Origin of the sequence: Paenibacillus sp. FSL R5-0407 (assembly GCF_038009185.1) — a bacterium.
Taxonomy (GTDB): domain Bacteria; phylum Bacillota; class Bacilli; order Paenibacillales; family Paenibacillaceae; genus Fontibacillus; species Fontibacillus vini.
Genome location: NZ_JBBPAX010000002.1, coordinates 1,474,886 through 1,489,956 on the forward strand (window position 1 = coordinate 1,474,886; position 15,071 = coordinate 1,489,956).

The following is a 15,071-nucleotide window of genomic DNA, read 5'->3' on the forward strand; positions in this document are numbered from 1 at the left end:
TTATGTCATATTCAATCCCAAATAATTAAATCCCATTATAGCCATAACTCTTAATTTCGGACAATGAGAATTCGACATGAACATGAAGAGCACGGACCGTCGGGTCCGTGCTCTTCATGTCTTAAACCATATATTCTATCACTTAAATCAGCATTAACTTCTCTCTTCAGAATGCTCTTCAAGAATATCAACGATCGTCTTTAATGTATGTAACCCCATTGCAATATCTACTATGAATTCTACTGCATATCTACGTTCCATTCGCAGATGGTACCCATTCAACATCAAAAATGACTTTGTAACCAGATAAGCCGTTCGCTTATTACCGTTGTGAAAACAATGGTTTTTCACCAGAGATTCCAATAACGCTGCGGCCTTATCAAACAAAGTTGGATAAGCATCTTCTCCGAAGACACTTTGCTCCGGTCTATGTACCGCAGATTCCAGCAAACCGCGATCCTTCACGCCTGCTTGATCTGCATCATTCATTCTTTTCATCATAAAATAGTGTGCTGCGATAACTTCTTCTTTGGTCAGAAAATTAGTCATATCATCGGTCCCTTAAATCCTCAAGAATTCCAGTGTCCTCTTCAAATACATCAAAGAAAGCTTCCAGTACTTCAGGACGGACATGATCGGGCAGCCTGTTCTGGCGAACCTTTTTCAATACCACTTCACCACGATCATTCTCGATGAATTCAATCTCATCCCCTTGCGAAACATCCAGCTTTGCAGCAAGACTTTTAGGTAAGCTTACGCCTAAACTGTTTCCCATTCTTCCTATTTTGCGAGAGTAACGCATAGAATTCCGTTTATCATTCGTCATTTTTTCCACACCATTCATTTAACATTCTCCTTTCTATAATATGATCAGCACCCAATATGTTATACCTTATAACGTAATAACTTTTATAATATATGTACATTTTATCAAACTTCTTTAAGTACTTAAAGCAAAAATCCACAACCTTATTCGGTTGTGGATTCTCTCTTTATTTTATTTCCTTGCCCGTAAAAAGCGAAACTCTCGCTTTTACCAATTCCGTATATTCCTTCTCCATCTTCTCGGCTCCGACTTTATCCAACTCGGCGAGGAAGTCGTCATAAACCTGGTCGAATTTATCCGCTTTGGCCAAAATCGCCTCCGGAATTCTTTTTTGGATGATATCCTGAGTCTTTTGATAAATGACCTGGTAGTCTCCGTCCGTTGGAACCTGCATATTGTACAAGGCGCCCCATTCTTTGACAGGAAGCTCATCTTCGCTAGGGAACAGATCCTTCCATGTCGTTGCTTTATAAGCGGCTAATGTCTCTTTTTCAACATCCGAATATTTGGCGATGATTTGCTCCGGGAAATTAGTTGTATAGTAATTGCCTGTGGCATCTTTGACCCCATCCCCGTAACGTGGAGCGAGGGTCGTATACAAATCGACACCCGTTTCTTTGGTGAAAGTACTGGCGTCGTTGACTTTTTTGTTGAGAACATCGTCAGGAATGACGCGGGTACCGTTTTCTACGTTATATTGCTTACCCTCGATCCCCCAGTTTCTAAGCACTTGACCCTCATCCGAGGCGAGCCAGTCGAGGAACTTGATCGCACGGACCGGATCCTTACAAGCGGTCGTAATGCTAATGCCGTAACCGTCAACTCCGAAAGATTGCATGGCATGATCCTTGTATTCTTCGCTCAGCGTAACCGGAAAATGCGCATACGTGTATTCGTATTTGCCCGCAGCTTTCAAGGCATTCTCGGCTTCGCCGTATTCCCAGTCCACCGAAGTTAAGCCCAGCACACGCCCGCTGGCGATTTTCGCCTTATATTGATCTTCCTTTTGCACAAAAGAGTCTTTATCTAGCAATCCATCATTGTACAACTTGTTCAACCAGCGAAAATATTCCCTTTCTACCGGTCGCTTATAGTGAAGCATTGCCTCATAAGTTTCGGGATCTACATGATATTCGCCGTCATTCATCCCGCCTGTCGTATTATTGGCCTGATTGGTGACCGTAATCAGCATTTTCCAGCCATCCGCATTCAGAGTGAGCGGAATCGTAGGTTGTCCGTCTGTGGTCGGGTGCTTCTCCGTATATTCTCTTAACACCTTTTCAAAATCATCGATCGTTCTGATTTCCGGATAACCCAGTTCCTTCAAGACGCGATGCTGAACTTGAAAGCCATTCGTAGCGTCAAAATATTGCTGACCCACTCCGATATTAGTCGGGATCGCATAAATCGCCTGGTCTTCATTGCTGTATTTCAGGCGATTCATATTTTCGCTCATGATCTTCTTGATATTCGGGGCATGCTCCTCGATCAGATCCGTAAGATCTATAATGGCATCGGCATCCACCAGCTTACCGAGCTCGCCCTTGGCGTAAATGAGATCGGGATAATCGCCGCTTGCCGCCATCAAAGAGATTTTGTCCTGACCGCCGCCACTGCCGACATCAAACTCCGCTTCGAGGGTGACTCCGGTTTTGGCTGTTATTTCCTTGCCCACATCATCTTTCATGTTGTTCCAGCTCGGGTTCGCATCGGCCCCAAAAAAGGTAAATGAGATCGGGCTATTATCGTCTCCACCGGTTGAATTCCCTGGATTCACAGCTTTATCTCCCGAATTGCCGCAGCCTGCCGTAACGAGCAGCATACTTGCCAATAACAGAACTCCAAATTTCTTGTTCAAGCTTCGCATCAAATCATCCTTTCCCCCTGTATATTTCTCGGTACAAACCTTGATGAATACGCTTTCTTTAGTAGCTATAAGCCATTACTCTCAGCGAATTCGGCCCTGCTTACATTCCTCATTCTATCGCATCATTTATGAGCAAACCTTGATTTTCAAGTCATTCAATAGCATGATATAGACATAAACATAGCCACAACAGGCGGTGATCATTTTGACGGATGTATATTTGAACTGGTTTACGAGGGATGAGCATTTCCCTTTTTTCATTCAATACGGAGGACATGAGGAAGACACCTTTGATCATAGTCATGTGGACTTCTCCGAACTAGTCATTGTCCTGAACGGGCACGCTACTCATATCGTCAATAACGAAGAATCATTTATCAAAAAAGGCAACGTATTTGTTATTAATGGCAGTACTTCTCATGCTTATAAAGAGCCTCAGGATTTTAAGATTTGCAACATTATGTACAAACCGGAAATGCTTGAATCCGCCGGCCCGGATCTTCGGACTTTGAACGGATTTCAGGCGTTGTTCATCTTGGAGCCGTTTTATCGGAACATCACTACCTATAAAAGCAAATTAAATTTATCGATATCAAGTCTGGAGTATGTTGCGTCCCTCATCTCCTTCATGGTCGGAGAATACGAGGCCAAGCTTCCCGGTCATCAAACCTTGCTCGCTTCGCGCTTTATGGAACTCGTTGTCTATTTGTCCAGACACTATGACAATGGGGAACGCGGCTTGGACAACGGTCTGATCCACCTGGCGAATGCGGTCTCCTATATTGAAGACCACTATCTCGAGCCGATCGCCTTGGAGGACGTTGCTGCGAAATCGAATATTTCCATAAGACACTTAAACCGGATTTTTAAAGCCTATTATCAGACGACACCGATTGCTTATCTTCAACGGCTTCGGCTTGAAAGAGCCTGCATGCTCTTGAAACAGACCCATCTTTCAGTAACGGACATCTCCTACGCATGCGGTTTTAACGACAGTAACTATCTGGCGCGCCAATTCAAAAAGGCTTACGGGATGTCCCCGCAAGCCTACCGAAAGAACCGGTGAATTTAATTCACCGGTTCATAATCAAACCAATCAAAATACGCAGGGGTTGCTTGCTCCGATTCACTCACGGCATACATCGCCATAAACACGCCGGTAAAACCGCTCGCTACTTCTGTCGAGAGTAAATGAGTTTCGCCCCATCCTATCTCAACACTCTTCGAATCCATCGTTCGGAGTGACAACTCGAACCTCTCGGGAAGAGCTTTAATTTGAAGCTCGATCACTCCCTCTGGGCAGTCGAGCCTCTCCTCTACTTTCATCGAGCCGACCGTCCGGCGAAAAACGACTACTTTCCGTCCTCCGTCGCGCCTTACGGCAAGATCGTAATGATATTTCTCATTCATATACGCGGTTAACCCCGCCTCTTCCCCATCATGCAACGGCTCAAACTCCATCGCCGCCCTAATATGGCTGGTAAAGTGACAAAGTCGTCGCCCTACAAAGGCGGGGGAACCGGCATCATTCAAAGACGTTGGATTGCCACGCAAAGCAAGATAACCCGGACGTTCTTCCAATGACCAACAGCTTGGATGAGGATTTCGCAAAAAAGTCCACTCCATTCCCAGCCGGGTTTGGTCGAAGTCGTCTCTGACCGGTTTTTCCGGCCAATGAACTTCCGGTAAATTAGGACCCTCCATGAGGGGGTGAATATGTCCGGAGTCCCCAATGATCGGCCATCCATCCGCTGTCCAGGTTACATTCGCGAGGAATACCTCTCTTCCCAAGTGGTGCCGATATGGATAGGAAACGGGTCTTATTCCCAAGCAAACTGCCCACCAGCTGCCGTCCTCGGCTTGGACCAGATCCGCATGCCCCGTTGCATGTATCTTGCTATCCATGCTCCGGTTTGAAAGAATAGGATTATGGGGACAAGACTCATACGGCCCAAACGGATCATCGCTTCTGGCCATAGTCTCCATATGACCATATTCGGTACCGCCTTCGGCGATCATCAAATAATACAGACCATTGATTTTGAATAAATGTGGCGCTTCGGGATGTGCCCCGCCCGATCCTTTCCAGATCAAGCGACTCTCGGTCAACATGCTTCCGGTTTCAATATCGATCTCGCATTGATATATACCGCCATTACGTGCAGACTGAAAATACACGCGTCCGTCATCGTCGAACAAAAGGGAAGGATCTATGCCGTCCTGAGCAACCTGAATCGGCTTCGACCAGGGTCCTTCCGGATTCATCGTTTTCACATAGAAGTTCCCGATTCCGCCTACATTGGTGGTCGCCATATAAAACCAGCCCTTATGATAACGGAGGGTCGGAGCATATATGCCCCCGGAACTTCTTACATTCCCAAGCGACAGCTGGTCTTCGGTTGTTAAACAATGGCCGATCTGCCGCCAATGAACCAGATCCTTGCTATGAAAAATAGGCACTCCGGGAAAATATTCAAATGAGCTCGTAACCAAGTAATAGTCGTCACCGACCCGGCAAATACTGGGGTCAGGGTGAAAGCCAGGGATCACGGGATTGATAAACTGCATCCATTGCACTCCTGTCTAATCTATTTTTGCAGAATGGAACACATACTCAATCCCATTATATTTTACGCCATAAAATAAAACCTTCACTTTAGAGTCATGCAACTAGCATGATCTAGACATGGGGGCGGACTGCCATTTACTTTCTAAAAGAGGGAGTTGGAGAGCTTGAAAAGAATCATAATTTGCGCTTGCTTAATTGCTGTCTTTCTACTGAATAGCGGATGCGAAATGGGCAAACAAAATGAGGCTCCACCTATGTCTGAAGTTTCAAATGTGGACCAACCCCCTCCCAACTATGCAGGATTAACAATCGTAAACGATGGAGTAGAATGGGATCCTGGTTCGGAAGATGGTACAACTTTTGATGAAACCCTGCTTGAAATGCCTTTTGAGGTTCGGATTCCTGAGGTTCCTTTTCAGATTACCCATCAGGCTGCCGAAGTGGTTCCGGCCTCCTTCCAGATCATTCGTCTGACTTTTGCAAATGTCGATCAAGGTGAACAACTTATGTTGTCTATCACCAATTCAACGGATAAATCGAAGCCGGAAGGGGAAAAAGGCCCTCCATTGGACAACGGGACACCAACCTGGATTCAAAGCAATCCGCACTTTAGCGGGTTATATTGGAGGGAAGATGGATTGACTTACGCCTTAGCGTCAAGCAAGGTGGAGAATCGAGACTTTGATCTTTTGTATGATGTTTCTGAATTAGTTCAGATAGCAAACTCTATGAAAAAGTGATCCCGCTAAAGGGATGAATTTTTATCTTTTCAAACCTATCCGACGAATCTCATTAAGCTCTTCAGGTGTCATCAAACCGGATTTATAAAGATTCATATATTCCTGAGAAACAGTTTGGTTAAAGATCAGTAAATCGTCGGTATTTATAGTCACCGGGATTCCATGTTCATATAGCTTACGAATGGGATGGGTGCCATAACTCTCAGCCACGCCGAGCATAATATTGCTTGTCGGACACACATTCAGTTGAATCTGATTCCGAGATAACCAACTCATGATTTGAGGCGAACTGACTGCCGCAATCCCATGATGGACTTCCTGAAGCTCCAACTCCTCGACGGCCTCCATGACATGATCGGCGGTGCCAAACTCCCCCACGTGAGCTTTTAGAGTTAGTCCCGCAGCTTTTGCTGCTCTGTAAATAGATTTGAAGTGCGCAATAGGCTGTGCAAATTCATCACCGCAGATATCGATCGACCGGAACCATTGGCAAGCCAATACAGTATCCAGTCGTCCAAGCACCTCTTCTACATGACAGGCTCGATCCAAGGCCAGCTCGGGTAGAAATTTCGTTTAAGGAGCATAACGACGATGAAAATCATCCATGATCCGCGAAAAAGAATCCATCCCTCCCAAATTATCAATCTCATCGAGCCCGAAGCTTAACGCCAATATTTCGATATGGTCTTCTGCTGCCTGCACAAAAGAAGCCTCAATCCGTTTTAAATAGCCTTGCATGCCGGGGCAATGCCGTTTCACATGTTCATCAAACCAGCTCTGCATGTCGTGTAACGATTGAAAAGGCTCTGTTGGCGGTTGAATGCTAACGTTGGCCCACTCGCTTATATGATATTTCCGCCGCGACCGGCGTGGTTGTGCAAATCGCTCTTTGGTATGGCCTGCAATCCCTTAAGTGACTCATTCACCAGGCTATAAATAAAGTCACGTCGGATAGAGGATTCCTCAAAATAAAGTGACACTCCCAACACCCCCTTCAAAGTATGGAAATCGAGTTAAATCCATAGACCTTCGAGAATATTACCGGATATGTAATGTAGATGTCTATCATGTAACACACATGGGCTAATGCGCATAGACTGGGGTTGAAAATAACCAGATTCTTATGCATTGGAGATGTGACAATTGAGCAATACGAAAACTAAGGATAAAGCTGGGCAAATCCCCTTGAAAAAGCTTTCTCCCGTAAGCATTGTAAGAGAGCTTCCCCAGGTGCGCGGTAATGTAAGAACCTCCTCTTCAAATCCTAAGCCCACCGATATTGAAAAGGGCACATCATCGGCTATCGATGCATGCGTGGATCGCGCTTTTCGAATTCCTATATTTTTGAGTACAACAAACACAGTGAACGACGTTCAAGGACAATTTCTAAACCGGCTTGTTTCGGAAATCGAAGAGGCCTTGCTTTTTCCCCGCACCTTGCCCGTAAGCGAGCAGTATCCGGAGACTGTCTTGACGAATATACGGCGTCTGGTCTTTTCAAGCTATGGTTTGCTCGCCATTAACTTCCGCAGGTTTCTGGTTGAAATTCTTCAATCCAATGTGGGGCAGCCGCCTACGACCACTCCGTTCTGGGAAGGATCAACCTTTTCTCAAATCGAGCCTTCCATGGCTTTTCAATTCGGCATTCCCCTATTATTAGTCAGAGAGAAAGGGACTGACGTCAATAACGGAATTTGGACTGGAGGAATCACACCGCTCAACATCTTTGTTGATTGGGATTCCGACAACCAATCCATAGACGATTTCTTCAACAGTGTTCAATGGAGAGAGGTCTTTGCCAATTGGACAGCTGAGGTAAGAGGCAACTATTTGCTTCGAACGGAGCCCCTGTTCAGTAATCAGCATTAATTAAAACCCACAGCCTGAGTGCTGTGGGTTTTTTATGAACCGGGTTCGGGTTAAACTGAGTTTCTCATTAACCTTCGCCGTTATTATTATCGAATTTCTGTTGTAATGGGGCAAGAAAAACGTCGTATATCTCTTGACCCTCGCTTACCCTGGAAACCATATCCACCATCATCGGCACGCTCTCACCAATGTTTGACTTAAAAGACAACTGCATTCCGCTGATCTCTCCATTCAATTTTATCAGCGGCAAGAAATAAATTTGATAAAAAATGCGGCTGGAACGAGTGAGCAAGGATTCGAGCTTGGCGCCCTGGAGTCCGTTGATAGTATAACCAAGGGTTTGTCTAAAAGCTTCGTTTATACTGGAAATACACTGATCCTGATCCATTGAAAGAGACGCTAAGCGGGTACGGCCAGGTCGTTCATCAAAATAGTCCATGAACAGTAACGCGACCTTTTAACTCCAAATATTCTGATATAAGGGAGATCGTCTCCTCCGGATGGCTCATATGCGGGCAGTGCCCGGTGGCATCCATAATTTTAAGCACGCTGTCTTGAATTTTATCATGCATGTAAGCCCCTACTTCCAGAGGCGCTATCGCATCTTCGGAACACTGCAAAATCAAGGAAGGAGCAGAGACGCTTGGCAGTTCATTTCTGTGGTTGGATAGAAAGGTAGCTCTGGCGAACTGGCGGGCAATTTCCGGCTCCATGGAGCAGAAGCTGTCTTTCAATTCTCCCGACAAATGAGGACGTTCACCATTGGCCATAATGATCGGGGCGAAAACTTCAGCCCATTGTACAAAATTCTGATCCATGATACCCAAAAGTTCCTCAATATCTTCTCTTTCAAATCCTCCGACATAATCAGGTAAATCATTAATATAACAAGGAGAGGCGCCGATGAGAATCAAGTCTTTGAAGTACTCCGGCTTACGGATGGACGCAAGCATGCCGATCGTGGCACCAACGGAATGACCTACATAGATCGGATTCTTCAGATCCAGCGCCTCGCAAATTTCCAGCGTATCTTCCGCATAGCCATAAAGATCGCTGTACTTTACCGGATCATATGCCGTAATATCCGAATTGCCGGCACCGGTGAAATCAAATAAGATAACTCTAAAGTTCTCTTCAAACGCCGGGGAAACATAGCGCCACATATTCTGATCACAGCCAAAACCATGTCCAAAAATAAGCGGCTGTTCCCCATTTCCTTTTATCTTTACTTGATTACGCGTCATAATATCCTTGGCCAAAATGAGAAACCTCCTTTTCTAGATGTACTATGAAACCTCTTCCTGTAGGATAAGTATAACATAGATGAAAATCCCGCAACCGGCGGGCAGCGTAACGATCAACAGTTGTTATGAAGATGTATGATGCATACCCGCCAGCTTCTCGAGAAAATCCGCCACGATCTCGAGCGACGCCGTATCGAAACTGGCCAACAGCTTCGTCACTTTTTGATCCTTCTCCTCGTGAAATAGCCGATGCAGTCCGGCCAATTCGTCACCCAGCGGGGTCACGGAAAAATAAACTTCCTTCTGATTGTCCGGCAGCTGAGTTTTTCGAATTAGACCCTGATCCAGCAGTTTGCGGGTGATTTTCGAAACAGCGCCTTTCGTTATGCCCATATCGCGGGCGATGTCGATCCCTTTAATGCTGTCATGCAAATGAATAACATCCAGCACGTGAAGGCTTGACACGGACAGGTGGGGTAGCAGCCCTTTTAGCCTTTCGTCGGAGATCCGTTCCATAAGCCAAAGACGATCCTGGTCCTCCTCGCTTTCGCTAATGAGAATCCGGTACATTGAATTTTCGATGCGGTTTTTGAGCTCGAGCATATCATCATTCTTATATGGCATAAGGCAGGCCTACCTTTTTTCTTTTTATTATAACATGGTTTCCTAAGAAACCATTTGACGCGATATCCTTTTCTTGTTATTATGGTTTCCAAGGAAACCATAAGGCATAAGAGAGTCTTGCTGCGGCTTCTATGAAAACCATGAATATGGAGGGAAACGAAATGAATGAGGTTTTACAAGTAATCCGCCAGCATCGCTCTATCCGCAAGTTTAAAAATATTCCGTTGACCGGCGAACAGATCGAAGCCATTGTCGATGCGGCGCAAATGGCACCCACTTCCGCGCATCTGCAGCCGTTCTCAATGATCGGCATCACAGATCGGGAGCTGCGGAAGAAGATTGCGGTCCATTCAAATAATCCTTGGATTGAGGAATGCGGGTACTTCTATATTTTTTGCACCGATCTTCACCGCTTAATGCTGGCCGCCAACCCGGATCAACAAGAAAAGGTTAGCTCCAACCTGGGCTATTCGTATTTTTATCAAACCGCAGTACTGAGTGCCGCACTGGCCCTACAAAATGCCAACCTGGCGGCCGAATCGATGGGGCTCGGGGCCGTGATCATCGGCGGGATTAACGAGGCCCTGCCCGCGCTAGACGGATGGCTTGATCTGCCCGACTTCGTCATTCCTTTGGCCGGTCTTGCGGTAGGTGTCCCCGACGAGCTCCCCGAGCAGAAGCCGCGGCTGCCTCGGTCCGCCGTATTTTTTGAAAACCAGTATAATCGCGATCTTAAATCACAGGTCGAACAATATGATCGGGAAGTCGAGGAATATTACAGCGCGCGAACCAATAACAAGCGGAAGGTAAGCTGGTCCGGAAAATTCATATCCATGCTAGAGAAGGATTTACCGCTCAGCGGATATACGGAATACGTGAAGAGCAAAGGGTTTGATTTGAAGTAGCCGAAACGAAAATTTCACGCAAGCCAATGCCTGAAACGAAAAGCCACAATCTCATAGGTTGTGGCTTTTTATTCTGTAGAGGCGAACTTACAGGGGGGATGTCACTCCCCTATGGGCTCCTGCATACGATGGAGAAACTGACGAATCGAAGATGGAGGTCATGATTATGAGCTTGCAGCAAATGGGGCAGCAAGAGCAAACACTGTACAGAATGGACGCACCTACGATGCAAACCTTAAAATCCGTTCAGAATCACATAGGCAATATAAGCAAAAATCATGTTAATAAGTATGTCCGGGTGGAAACCGTCGATGGCGATGTTTTTGAAGGGTTACTTACCCACTGCGAAAGAGGCATATTATACTTAAAACTTCCAAGCCATGGGACTAGTCGCGGCTTTTTTCCCGGTTACCAAAGTGATGTCATTTTACCTCTGGTACTGTTCAATCTACTGGCCATTTCATTAATATAGGCCTGATCAAACCTTCATTTTTAACAATAAGGAGTGTTATCTTATGGCATTTACACCGCCTCAAGGACCACAAGGAGCTCAGCAGCCGCCATCTTCCCCTCCACCGCAATTTACACCACCGCAACCCGAGGCTACAACGTTCGCCGTCGACCCCGGAGCTATTTCCGGCTGCCTATTCCGCAACACATTCGTGTGGCTGAGAAATGGGAACTCGTTCTGGTTCTTCCCGACCTTTGTAGGCTTAACATCCGTTGCAGGTTTTAGATGGACCGGTAGAATGTGGGTGTATACGGGGGTCGATCTAAAGAGTATTGTGTCATTTACATGTTTTTAAACGGTTTACCTGATTTATTTGCATACGAACAAACAAAAACGGACACCAAGGGTGCCCGTTTTTTTGTACTGCATATGGAGACGAATCGTGCCTGTATCACGTATCACTCACTACGTAGAGGATATGTTCTGCACAGCCTCTTTTTCCATAGTAGAAGATCCAAGGTTGACCAATACAACGCCTGCAATAATGAACGCAATGCCAAATACCGTGATTAACCCGACTTTTTCTTTCCATATCAGAATCCCGATTATGACCGTAGCCATAGTTCCAACCCCCGACCATATCGCGTAAGCAATGCCTAAGGGGATCTTTTGCAGACTCAGAGAGAGCATATAGAACGCCAACCCAAAACAGAGAACCGTCGCGATGCTCGGATATAATTTCGTAAATCCATTCGATAGCTTCAGCATTGATGTACCTAGCAGTTCACCAATAATCGCTACCAGCAAAAAAAGGTACGGCTTCATTCCGATCCGCTCCTTTCTCCGCTTTTCACTTCGGGCCCTCCATCCAGGACTCCCTGCATCAAGAACTCAACCATTTGCACCAACACCTTATCCAAAGACAATTCGATCTTGTTCGCAACATGTATATTCATAAGCTGATTCAAAGCTCCGATATAAGTCTGGATGAACAGCTCGACATGAAACGGCCGCAGGATGCCTGCCGCGACTCCTTCCTGGATCAAGATCCGGATGTTATCCCATCCATGGTTTATATATGCATCCACCTCACGCCACAGTTGCGGATACCGTTGTTTCAAATCACGAAGAACATGAACGTCTTTAAATACAAATCCGCGAGGTAAAATAACTAGAGCCATTTTCAATTTCTGGGCGGTAGTCAACGACGTATCGTTCATCACTTCCTGCTCGGCTTCCCTCATATCCGCGATGCATTGATCGATGATATAGCTAATCATTTGCTCTTTTGACTCAAAGAATTGGTATATCGTCTTTGTACTCATCCCTAGACTTGCAGCGATATCCCGAAGCGAAAATTTCAACCCCCGCTTCATGATTTCTTCCCTTACAACTTCCGTGATTCTTTCCTTCATGTGTTCACGTCCAATCGTGGCGTAGTTTTGCAAACGAATCGAGGCAGGAAGAACAGAGGGTATATCATTAAAAACAAATTCGGTATCCACCACGACGCATCAAAATCATGCCGCAGACCCCAGAACGCGATTGCTTGCAAACCTGAACAAAACGTAAGCGATAACGAAATGATACATAAAGAGATTCCAAATTGCGGCCGTTTCCGATAAAAATAAATGCTCATCAACCCGGTAAAAGAAATCAACAGATCCAGAGGAATAAACGATAGATTCCAGGCCACCATCATTTCATTGTCGTAATCCTTGTAGAGATAGTCCTTCGGCAGCAGATTAAGAAATACGATAAGCCAGTACACCACAAATCCCACATCCGTGACGAGCATGGCGGTCTTTAATGTTCTTCCCATCGCTTTATTCTCCTCCCACGCACATAGCTTGGAAAACAATTAATAAATTATGTTTTCCCTGTTTTCCATTATACATTCCGAGTTTCAGCTAATCAACCTCACTATCGACCAACCGGAAACTAACCCCGAATGTATTTACATACATACTGTATGTATGTTAATATGAGTCCATATTAAGAATAAAGGGGATGTTTACCAATGACCACTACAAGCTTCTACCCTGTTATATTGACGGAGAAGGTTGCCTCGAGTTCAACATTTTACTCCACCTATTTTCAATTCGAAAAGGTTTATGAAGCCGACTGGTACGTGAGTCTTAGAATGACTAACGGTAAAGTCCCTTATGAATTAGCTCTCTTGGATGCATCTCACCCTACCATCCCCCCTGTTTACCAAAAAAGGGTCCAAGGCTTGATTCTAAACTTTGAAGTAGATGATGTGGATTCAGAGTATAAGAGACTTATTCTGGATGAGAAGCTGCCTTTACAGCTCGATATTCGCAACGAAGAATTTGGGCAGAGACATTTCATAACCAGCGATCCTAATGGTGTATTAATTGATATCATACAAATTATCCCTCCCTCGGAAACGGAGAGTACTAATTATGCAGAGCAGGTATGGTTGAGTAATAACGATGGTGAAATAGAATGAGTACTACGGTACAATTAAAGCATTATTTTGCTGGAGAATTAGCCGTTCGTCTATCCAAATTGATTAGCCCGCACTATCCTGATTTCCCTACGGAAATATTCGTCGGGTCCGTTAGAAATAGGGTAGAACCACTTGAATTAAAAGACCGGGTCGCCGTCATTGCCGATCAATTAAGACAAGCGTTACCCTCTGATTATTCGGTAGCACTGAGCATTCTATTGAATATCGTTGGACCGGAGAATGAAACCGAAGAGGGAATGTTCAATAATGGATATTTTCTGATGCCTGTTGCCTTTTTTGTCGAAAAATATGGGTTAGAGCACTTCGAGCTTTCCATGCATGCTATGTATGAGATCACAAAAAGACATACTTCAGAATATGCCATCCGTCCTTTTCTTGAAGTTCATCTTGAGGATACTTTAGATCAGCTAAGTCAATGGTCGCGTGATGCTAACCCTCATGTCCGCCGATTAGTCAGTGAAGGAACACGTCCACGTCTTCCCTGGGCAAAACGAATCCAAGTCATCAAGGGGGACCCTGCTAATAATCTTGCCTTGCTGGAGCCCTTGTGGGAGGATCCTTCCTTTTATGTAAGAAAGTCAGTGGCTAACCATTTGAACGATTTAACGAAAGACTATAAGGAAATTACAATTAACTGGTTGAATGATCGATTGAAATTTGAGGGGGAGCATCGCACCTGGATGATTCGTCATTCACTGCGATCCTTAAAGAAGTCGGAAGATCCGGCGGCAATAGAAATTTTGGAGAAGCTTTGAAAGCAGTCTGATTCATGGGAAGTAGAGATCGAGACAGGAGACAAACCGTGTATGAGAAGAAACAAAGAAGAAACGAATGAAACCATTAACCGGTTGATAGAGGTGGCCAGAGGTTATTTTACCGAACACGGGTATGCGGACTCTTCGTTGGAGGAGATTGCCAAGGAGTCCGGGCTAACGCGAGGGGCACTCTATCATCATTTTAAAAATAAAAAAGGCCTCTTTCACGTGGTACTGGAATCGGTTCAGAAATATGTTGCAGAACGAATAGAGACCGAAGCGGCAAAAAGTGAGGATGTCTGGGAACAGCTGCTTCTTGGGTGCATTGCCTTTGTAGCTGCCGCAGTTGAACCTCAGAACAAACGCATTATGCTCGTGGACGGACCTGCTGTATTGGGGTGGGAGACTTGGCGGAGTATGGACGAGCATAATTCCATGCGCTTACTACACGGGCAACTGCAAATTATGGAGGAACAAGGATGCCTCAAACCGGGGTCGATTGAAGCAATGACGCATTGTCTTTCTGGAGCATTGAATGAATCCGCACTCTGGATTGCACAGATGCCGGATTATGAGCAAGCATTGGCGGACACCAAAATCATCATCTCCAATATGTTGAATGGTTTCAGGAGTTAAGTTGAATGGAATGTAATAGAAAGCAAAAAAACACACTTCCCACTGATATTTTCAAAGGGAAGTGTGTTTTCTTGCTTGTCATAAGCGGGTG

General features: G+C 45.3%; 20 protein-coding genes. 8 read left to right on the forward strand and 12 right to left on the reverse strand.

Features of this window, described 5'->3' with window-relative positions; all coding sequences use genetic code 11:
- Positions 1 to 153: 153 nt before the first annotated feature.
- The 3 genes from NYE70_RS25580 to NYE70_RS25590 all read right to left on the reverse strand — a co-directional run bounded on the left by NYE70_RS25580 (position 154) and on the right by NYE70_RS25590 (position 2,693).
- Positions 154 to 549, reverse strand: coding sequence for a type II toxin-antitoxin system death-on-curing family toxin (locus NYE70_RS25580; RefSeq protein ID WP_290408208.1), 396 nt, complete (start codon positions 547 to 549; stop codon positions 154 to 156).
- 1 nt (position 550) lies between these two features.
- Positions 551 to 844, reverse strand: coding sequence for an AbrB/MazE/SpoVT family DNA-binding domain-containing protein (locus tag NYE70_RS25585; RefSeq protein ID WP_341048922.1), 294 nt, complete (start codon positions 842 to 844; stop codon positions 551 to 553).
- Positions 845 to 992: 148 nt separating this feature from the next.
- A complete protein-coding gene (locus tag NYE70_RS25590; protein ID WP_341048992.1) occupies positions 993 to 2,693 on the reverse strand; it encodes an ABC transporter substrate-binding protein in 1,701 nt (566 codons plus the stop codon).
- 205 nt (positions 2,694 to 2,898) lie between these two features.
- Between NYE70_RS25590 and NYE70_RS25595 the strand changes: the two genes are divergently transcribed.
- Positions 2,899 to 3,759 carry a helix-turn-helix domain-containing protein gene (locus tag NYE70_RS25595; RefSeq protein ID WP_341048993.1) on the forward strand — a complete coding sequence of 287 codons (861 nt, stop codon included), beginning with the start codon at positions 2,899 to 2,901 and terminating at the stop codon, positions 3,757 to 3,759.
- A gap of 2 nt (positions 3,760 to 3,761) precedes the next feature.
- Here the strand turns inward: NYE70_RS25595 and NYE70_RS25600 are convergent, their stop codons facing one another.
- On the reverse strand, positions 3,762 to 5,261 hold the full coding sequence (locus NYE70_RS25600) for a glycoside hydrolase family 43 protein (protein ID WP_341048923.1): 1,500 nt from the start codon (positions 5,259 to 5,261) through the stop codon (positions 3,762 to 3,764).
- Between the two features lie 165 nt (positions 5,262 to 5,426).
- On the opposite strand from NYE70_RS25600, the gene NYE70_RS25605 reads away from it, so the two are divergent.
- Positions 5,427 to 6,002, forward strand: coding sequence for a hypothetical protein (locus tag NYE70_RS25605; protein ID WP_341048925.1), 576 nt, complete (start codon positions 5,427 to 5,429; stop codon positions 6,000 to 6,002).
- A gap of 21 nt (positions 6,003 to 6,023) precedes the next feature.
- On the opposite strand, the gene NYE70_RS25610 is transcribed toward NYE70_RS25605, so the two are convergent.
- The gene (locus NYE70_RS25610; RefSeq protein WP_341048926.1) at positions 6,024 to 6,524 is read right to left on the reverse strand and encodes a hypothetical protein; all 501 of its coding nucleotides are present in this window, start codon (positions 6,522 to 6,524) and stop codon (positions 6,024 to 6,026) included.
- A gap of 51 nt (positions 6,525 to 6,575) precedes the next feature.
- Positions 6,576 to 6,785, reverse strand: a complete 210-nt coding sequence (locus NYE70_RS25615; RefSeq protein WP_341048927.1) for a hypothetical protein — start codon at positions 6,783 to 6,785, stop codon at positions 6,576 to 6,578.
- Positions 6,786 to 7,232: 447 nt separating this feature from the next.
- Between NYE70_RS25615 and NYE70_RS25620 the strand changes: the two genes are divergently transcribed.
- A complete protein-coding gene (locus NYE70_RS25620) occupies positions 7,233 to 7,871 on the forward strand; it encodes a hypothetical protein (protein ID WP_445323893.1) in 639 nt (212 codons plus the stop codon).
- 67 nt (positions 7,872 to 7,938) lie between these two features.
- Here NYE70_RS25620 and NYE70_RS25625 read toward each other — a convergent pair whose 3' ends face one another.
- From NYE70_RS25625 to NYE70_RS25635, 3 genes are all read right to left on the reverse strand, one after another.
- Positions 7,939 to 8,310, reverse strand: coding sequence for a hypothetical protein (locus NYE70_RS25625; RefSeq protein WP_290408203.1), 372 nt, complete (start codon positions 8,308 to 8,310; stop codon positions 7,939 to 7,941).
- Positions 8,297 to 9,130, reverse strand: a complete 834-nt coding sequence (locus NYE70_RS25630; RefSeq protein ID WP_213654299.1) for an alpha/beta fold hydrolase — start codon at positions 9,128 to 9,130, stop codon at positions 8,297 to 8,299. The genes NYE70_RS25625 and NYE70_RS25630 overlap by 14 nt, the downstream gene beginning before the upstream one ends.
- A gap of 108 nt (positions 9,131 to 9,238) precedes the next feature.
- The gene (locus NYE70_RS25635) at positions 9,239 to 9,739 is read right to left on the reverse strand and encodes a MarR family transcriptional regulator (RefSeq protein WP_213654298.1); all 501 of its coding nucleotides are present in this window, start codon (positions 9,737 to 9,739) and stop codon (positions 9,239 to 9,241) included.
- Between the two features lie 161 nt (positions 9,740 to 9,900).
- Between NYE70_RS25635 and NYE70_RS25640 the strand changes: the two genes are divergently transcribed.
- The gene (locus NYE70_RS25640; RefSeq protein WP_341048928.1) at positions 9,901 to 10,644 is read left to right on the forward strand and encodes an NADPH-dependent oxidoreductase; all 744 of its coding nucleotides are present in this window, start codon (positions 9,901 to 9,903) and stop codon (positions 10,642 to 10,644) included.
- A gap of 166 nt (positions 10,645 to 10,810) precedes the next feature.
- Positions 10,811 to 11,116: a hypothetical protein gene (locus NYE70_RS25645; protein WP_341048929.1), complete on the forward strand. Its 306-nt coding sequence runs from the start codon at positions 10,811 to 10,813 to the stop codon at positions 11,114 to 11,116.
- 444 nt (positions 11,117 to 11,560) lie between these two features.
- On the opposite strand, the gene NYE70_RS25650 is transcribed toward NYE70_RS25645, so the two are convergent.
- From NYE70_RS25650 to NYE70_RS25660, 3 genes are read right to left on the reverse strand one after another with little or no spacing between them, the layout of a single operon-like run.
- Positions 11,561 to 11,920 (reverse strand): DMT family transporter, encoded by a 360-nt coding sequence (locus tag NYE70_RS25650; protein WP_290408749.1) that lies wholly within the window; start codon positions 11,918 to 11,920, stop codon positions 11,561 to 11,563.
- The gene (locus tag NYE70_RS25655) at positions 11,917 to 12,510 is read right to left on the reverse strand and encodes a TetR/AcrR family transcriptional regulator (protein WP_341048931.1); all 594 of its coding nucleotides are present in this window, start codon (positions 12,508 to 12,510) and stop codon (positions 11,917 to 11,919) included. Before NYE70_RS25655 ends, NYE70_RS25650 begins: the two co-directional genes overlap by 4 nt.
- Entirely contained in the window at positions 12,507 to 12,917 is a 411-nt protein-coding gene (locus tag NYE70_RS25660) for a YvaD family protein (protein ID WP_290408747.1), read from the reverse strand. The genes NYE70_RS25655 and NYE70_RS25660 overlap by 4 nt, the downstream gene beginning before the upstream one ends.
- 198 nt (positions 12,918 to 13,115) lie before the next feature.
- On the opposite strand from NYE70_RS25660, the gene NYE70_RS25665 reads away from it, so the two are divergent.
- Genes NYE70_RS25665 through NYE70_RS25675 form a run of 3 tightly spaced genes read left to right on the forward strand, consistent with a single transcriptional unit; the run spans position 13,116 to position 14,980 of the window.
- Positions 13,116 to 13,568, forward strand: a complete 453-nt coding sequence (locus NYE70_RS25665) for a VOC family protein (protein ID WP_290408746.1) — start codon at positions 13,116 to 13,118, stop codon at positions 13,566 to 13,568.
- The gene (locus tag NYE70_RS25670; protein ID WP_290408745.1) at positions 13,565 to 14,344 is read left to right on the forward strand and encodes a DNA alkylation repair protein; all 780 of its coding nucleotides are present in this window, start codon (positions 13,565 to 13,567) and stop codon (positions 14,342 to 14,344) included. Before NYE70_RS25665 ends, NYE70_RS25670 begins: the two co-directional genes overlap by 4 nt.
- A 51-nt stretch (positions 14,345 to 14,395) precedes the next feature.
- Complete coding sequence (locus tag NYE70_RS25675; protein WP_341048933.1) at positions 14,396 to 14,980, forward strand: TetR/AcrR family transcriptional regulator; 585 nt, start codon at positions 14,396 to 14,398, stop codon at positions 14,978 to 14,980.
- The last annotated feature ends 91 nt before the right edge of the window (positions 14,981 to 15,071 follow it).

Excerpts from the sequence above, each read along its gene's own strand:
- NYE70_RS25590 (WP_341048992.1), bottom strand. The coding sequence starts at position 2,693 with ATGCGAAGCTTGAACAAGAAATTTGGAGTTCTGTTATTGGCAAGTATG.
- NYE70_RS25675 (WP_341048933.1), top strand. The coding sequence starts at position 14,396 with ATGAGAAGAAACAAAGAAGAAACGAATGAAACCATTAACCGGTTGATA.
- NYE70_RS25665 (WP_290408746.1), top strand. The coding sequence starts at position 13,116 with ATGACCACTACAAGCTTCTACCCTGTTATATTGACGGAGAAGGTTGCC.
- NYE70_RS25615 (WP_341048927.1), bottom strand. The coding sequence starts at position 6,785 with ATGCAGAGCTGGTTTGATGAACATGTGAAACGGCATTGCCCCGGCATG.
- NYE70_RS25670 (WP_290408745.1), top strand. The coding sequence starts at position 13,565 with ATGAGTACTACGGTACAATTAAAGCATTATTTTGCTGGAGAATTAGCC.
- NYE70_RS25645 (WP_341048929.1), top strand. The coding sequence starts at position 10,811 with ATGAGCTTGCAGCAAATGGGGCAGCAAGAGCAAACACTGTACAGAATG.
- NYE70_RS25635 (WP_213654298.1), bottom strand. The coding sequence starts at position 9,739 with ATGCCATATAAGAATGATGATATGCTCGAGCTCAAAAACCGCATCGAA.
- NYE70_RS25660 (WP_290408747.1), bottom strand. The coding sequence starts at position 12,917 with ATGGGAAGAACATTAAAGACCGCCATGCTCGTCACGGATGTGGGATTT.
- NYE70_RS25585 (WP_341048922.1), bottom strand. The coding sequence starts at position 844 with ATGAATGGTGTGGAAAAAATGACGAATGATAAACGGAATTCTATGCGT.
- NYE70_RS25640 (WP_341048928.1), top strand. The coding sequence starts at position 9,901 with ATGAATGAGGTTTTACAAGTAATCCGCCAGCATCGCTCTATCCGCAAG.
- NYE70_RS25580 (WP_290408208.1), bottom strand. The coding sequence starts at position 549 with ATGACTAATTTTCTGACCAAAGAAGAAGTTATCGCAGCACACTATTTT.
- NYE70_RS25625 (WP_290408203.1), bottom strand. The coding sequence starts at position 8,310 with ATGGACTATTTTGATGAACGACCTGGCCGTACCCGCTTAGCGTCTCTT.
- NYE70_RS25655 (WP_341048931.1), bottom strand. The coding sequence starts at position 12,510 with ATGAAGGAAAGAATCACGGAAGTTGTAAGGGAAGAAATCATGAAGCGG.
- NYE70_RS25600 (WP_341048923.1), bottom strand. The coding sequence starts at position 5,261 with ATGCAGTTTATCAATCCCGTGATCCCTGGCTTTCACCCTGACCCCAGT.
- NYE70_RS25650 (WP_290408749.1), bottom strand. The coding sequence starts at position 11,920 with ATGAAGCCGTACCTTTTTTTGCTGGTAGCGATTATTGGTGAACTGCTA.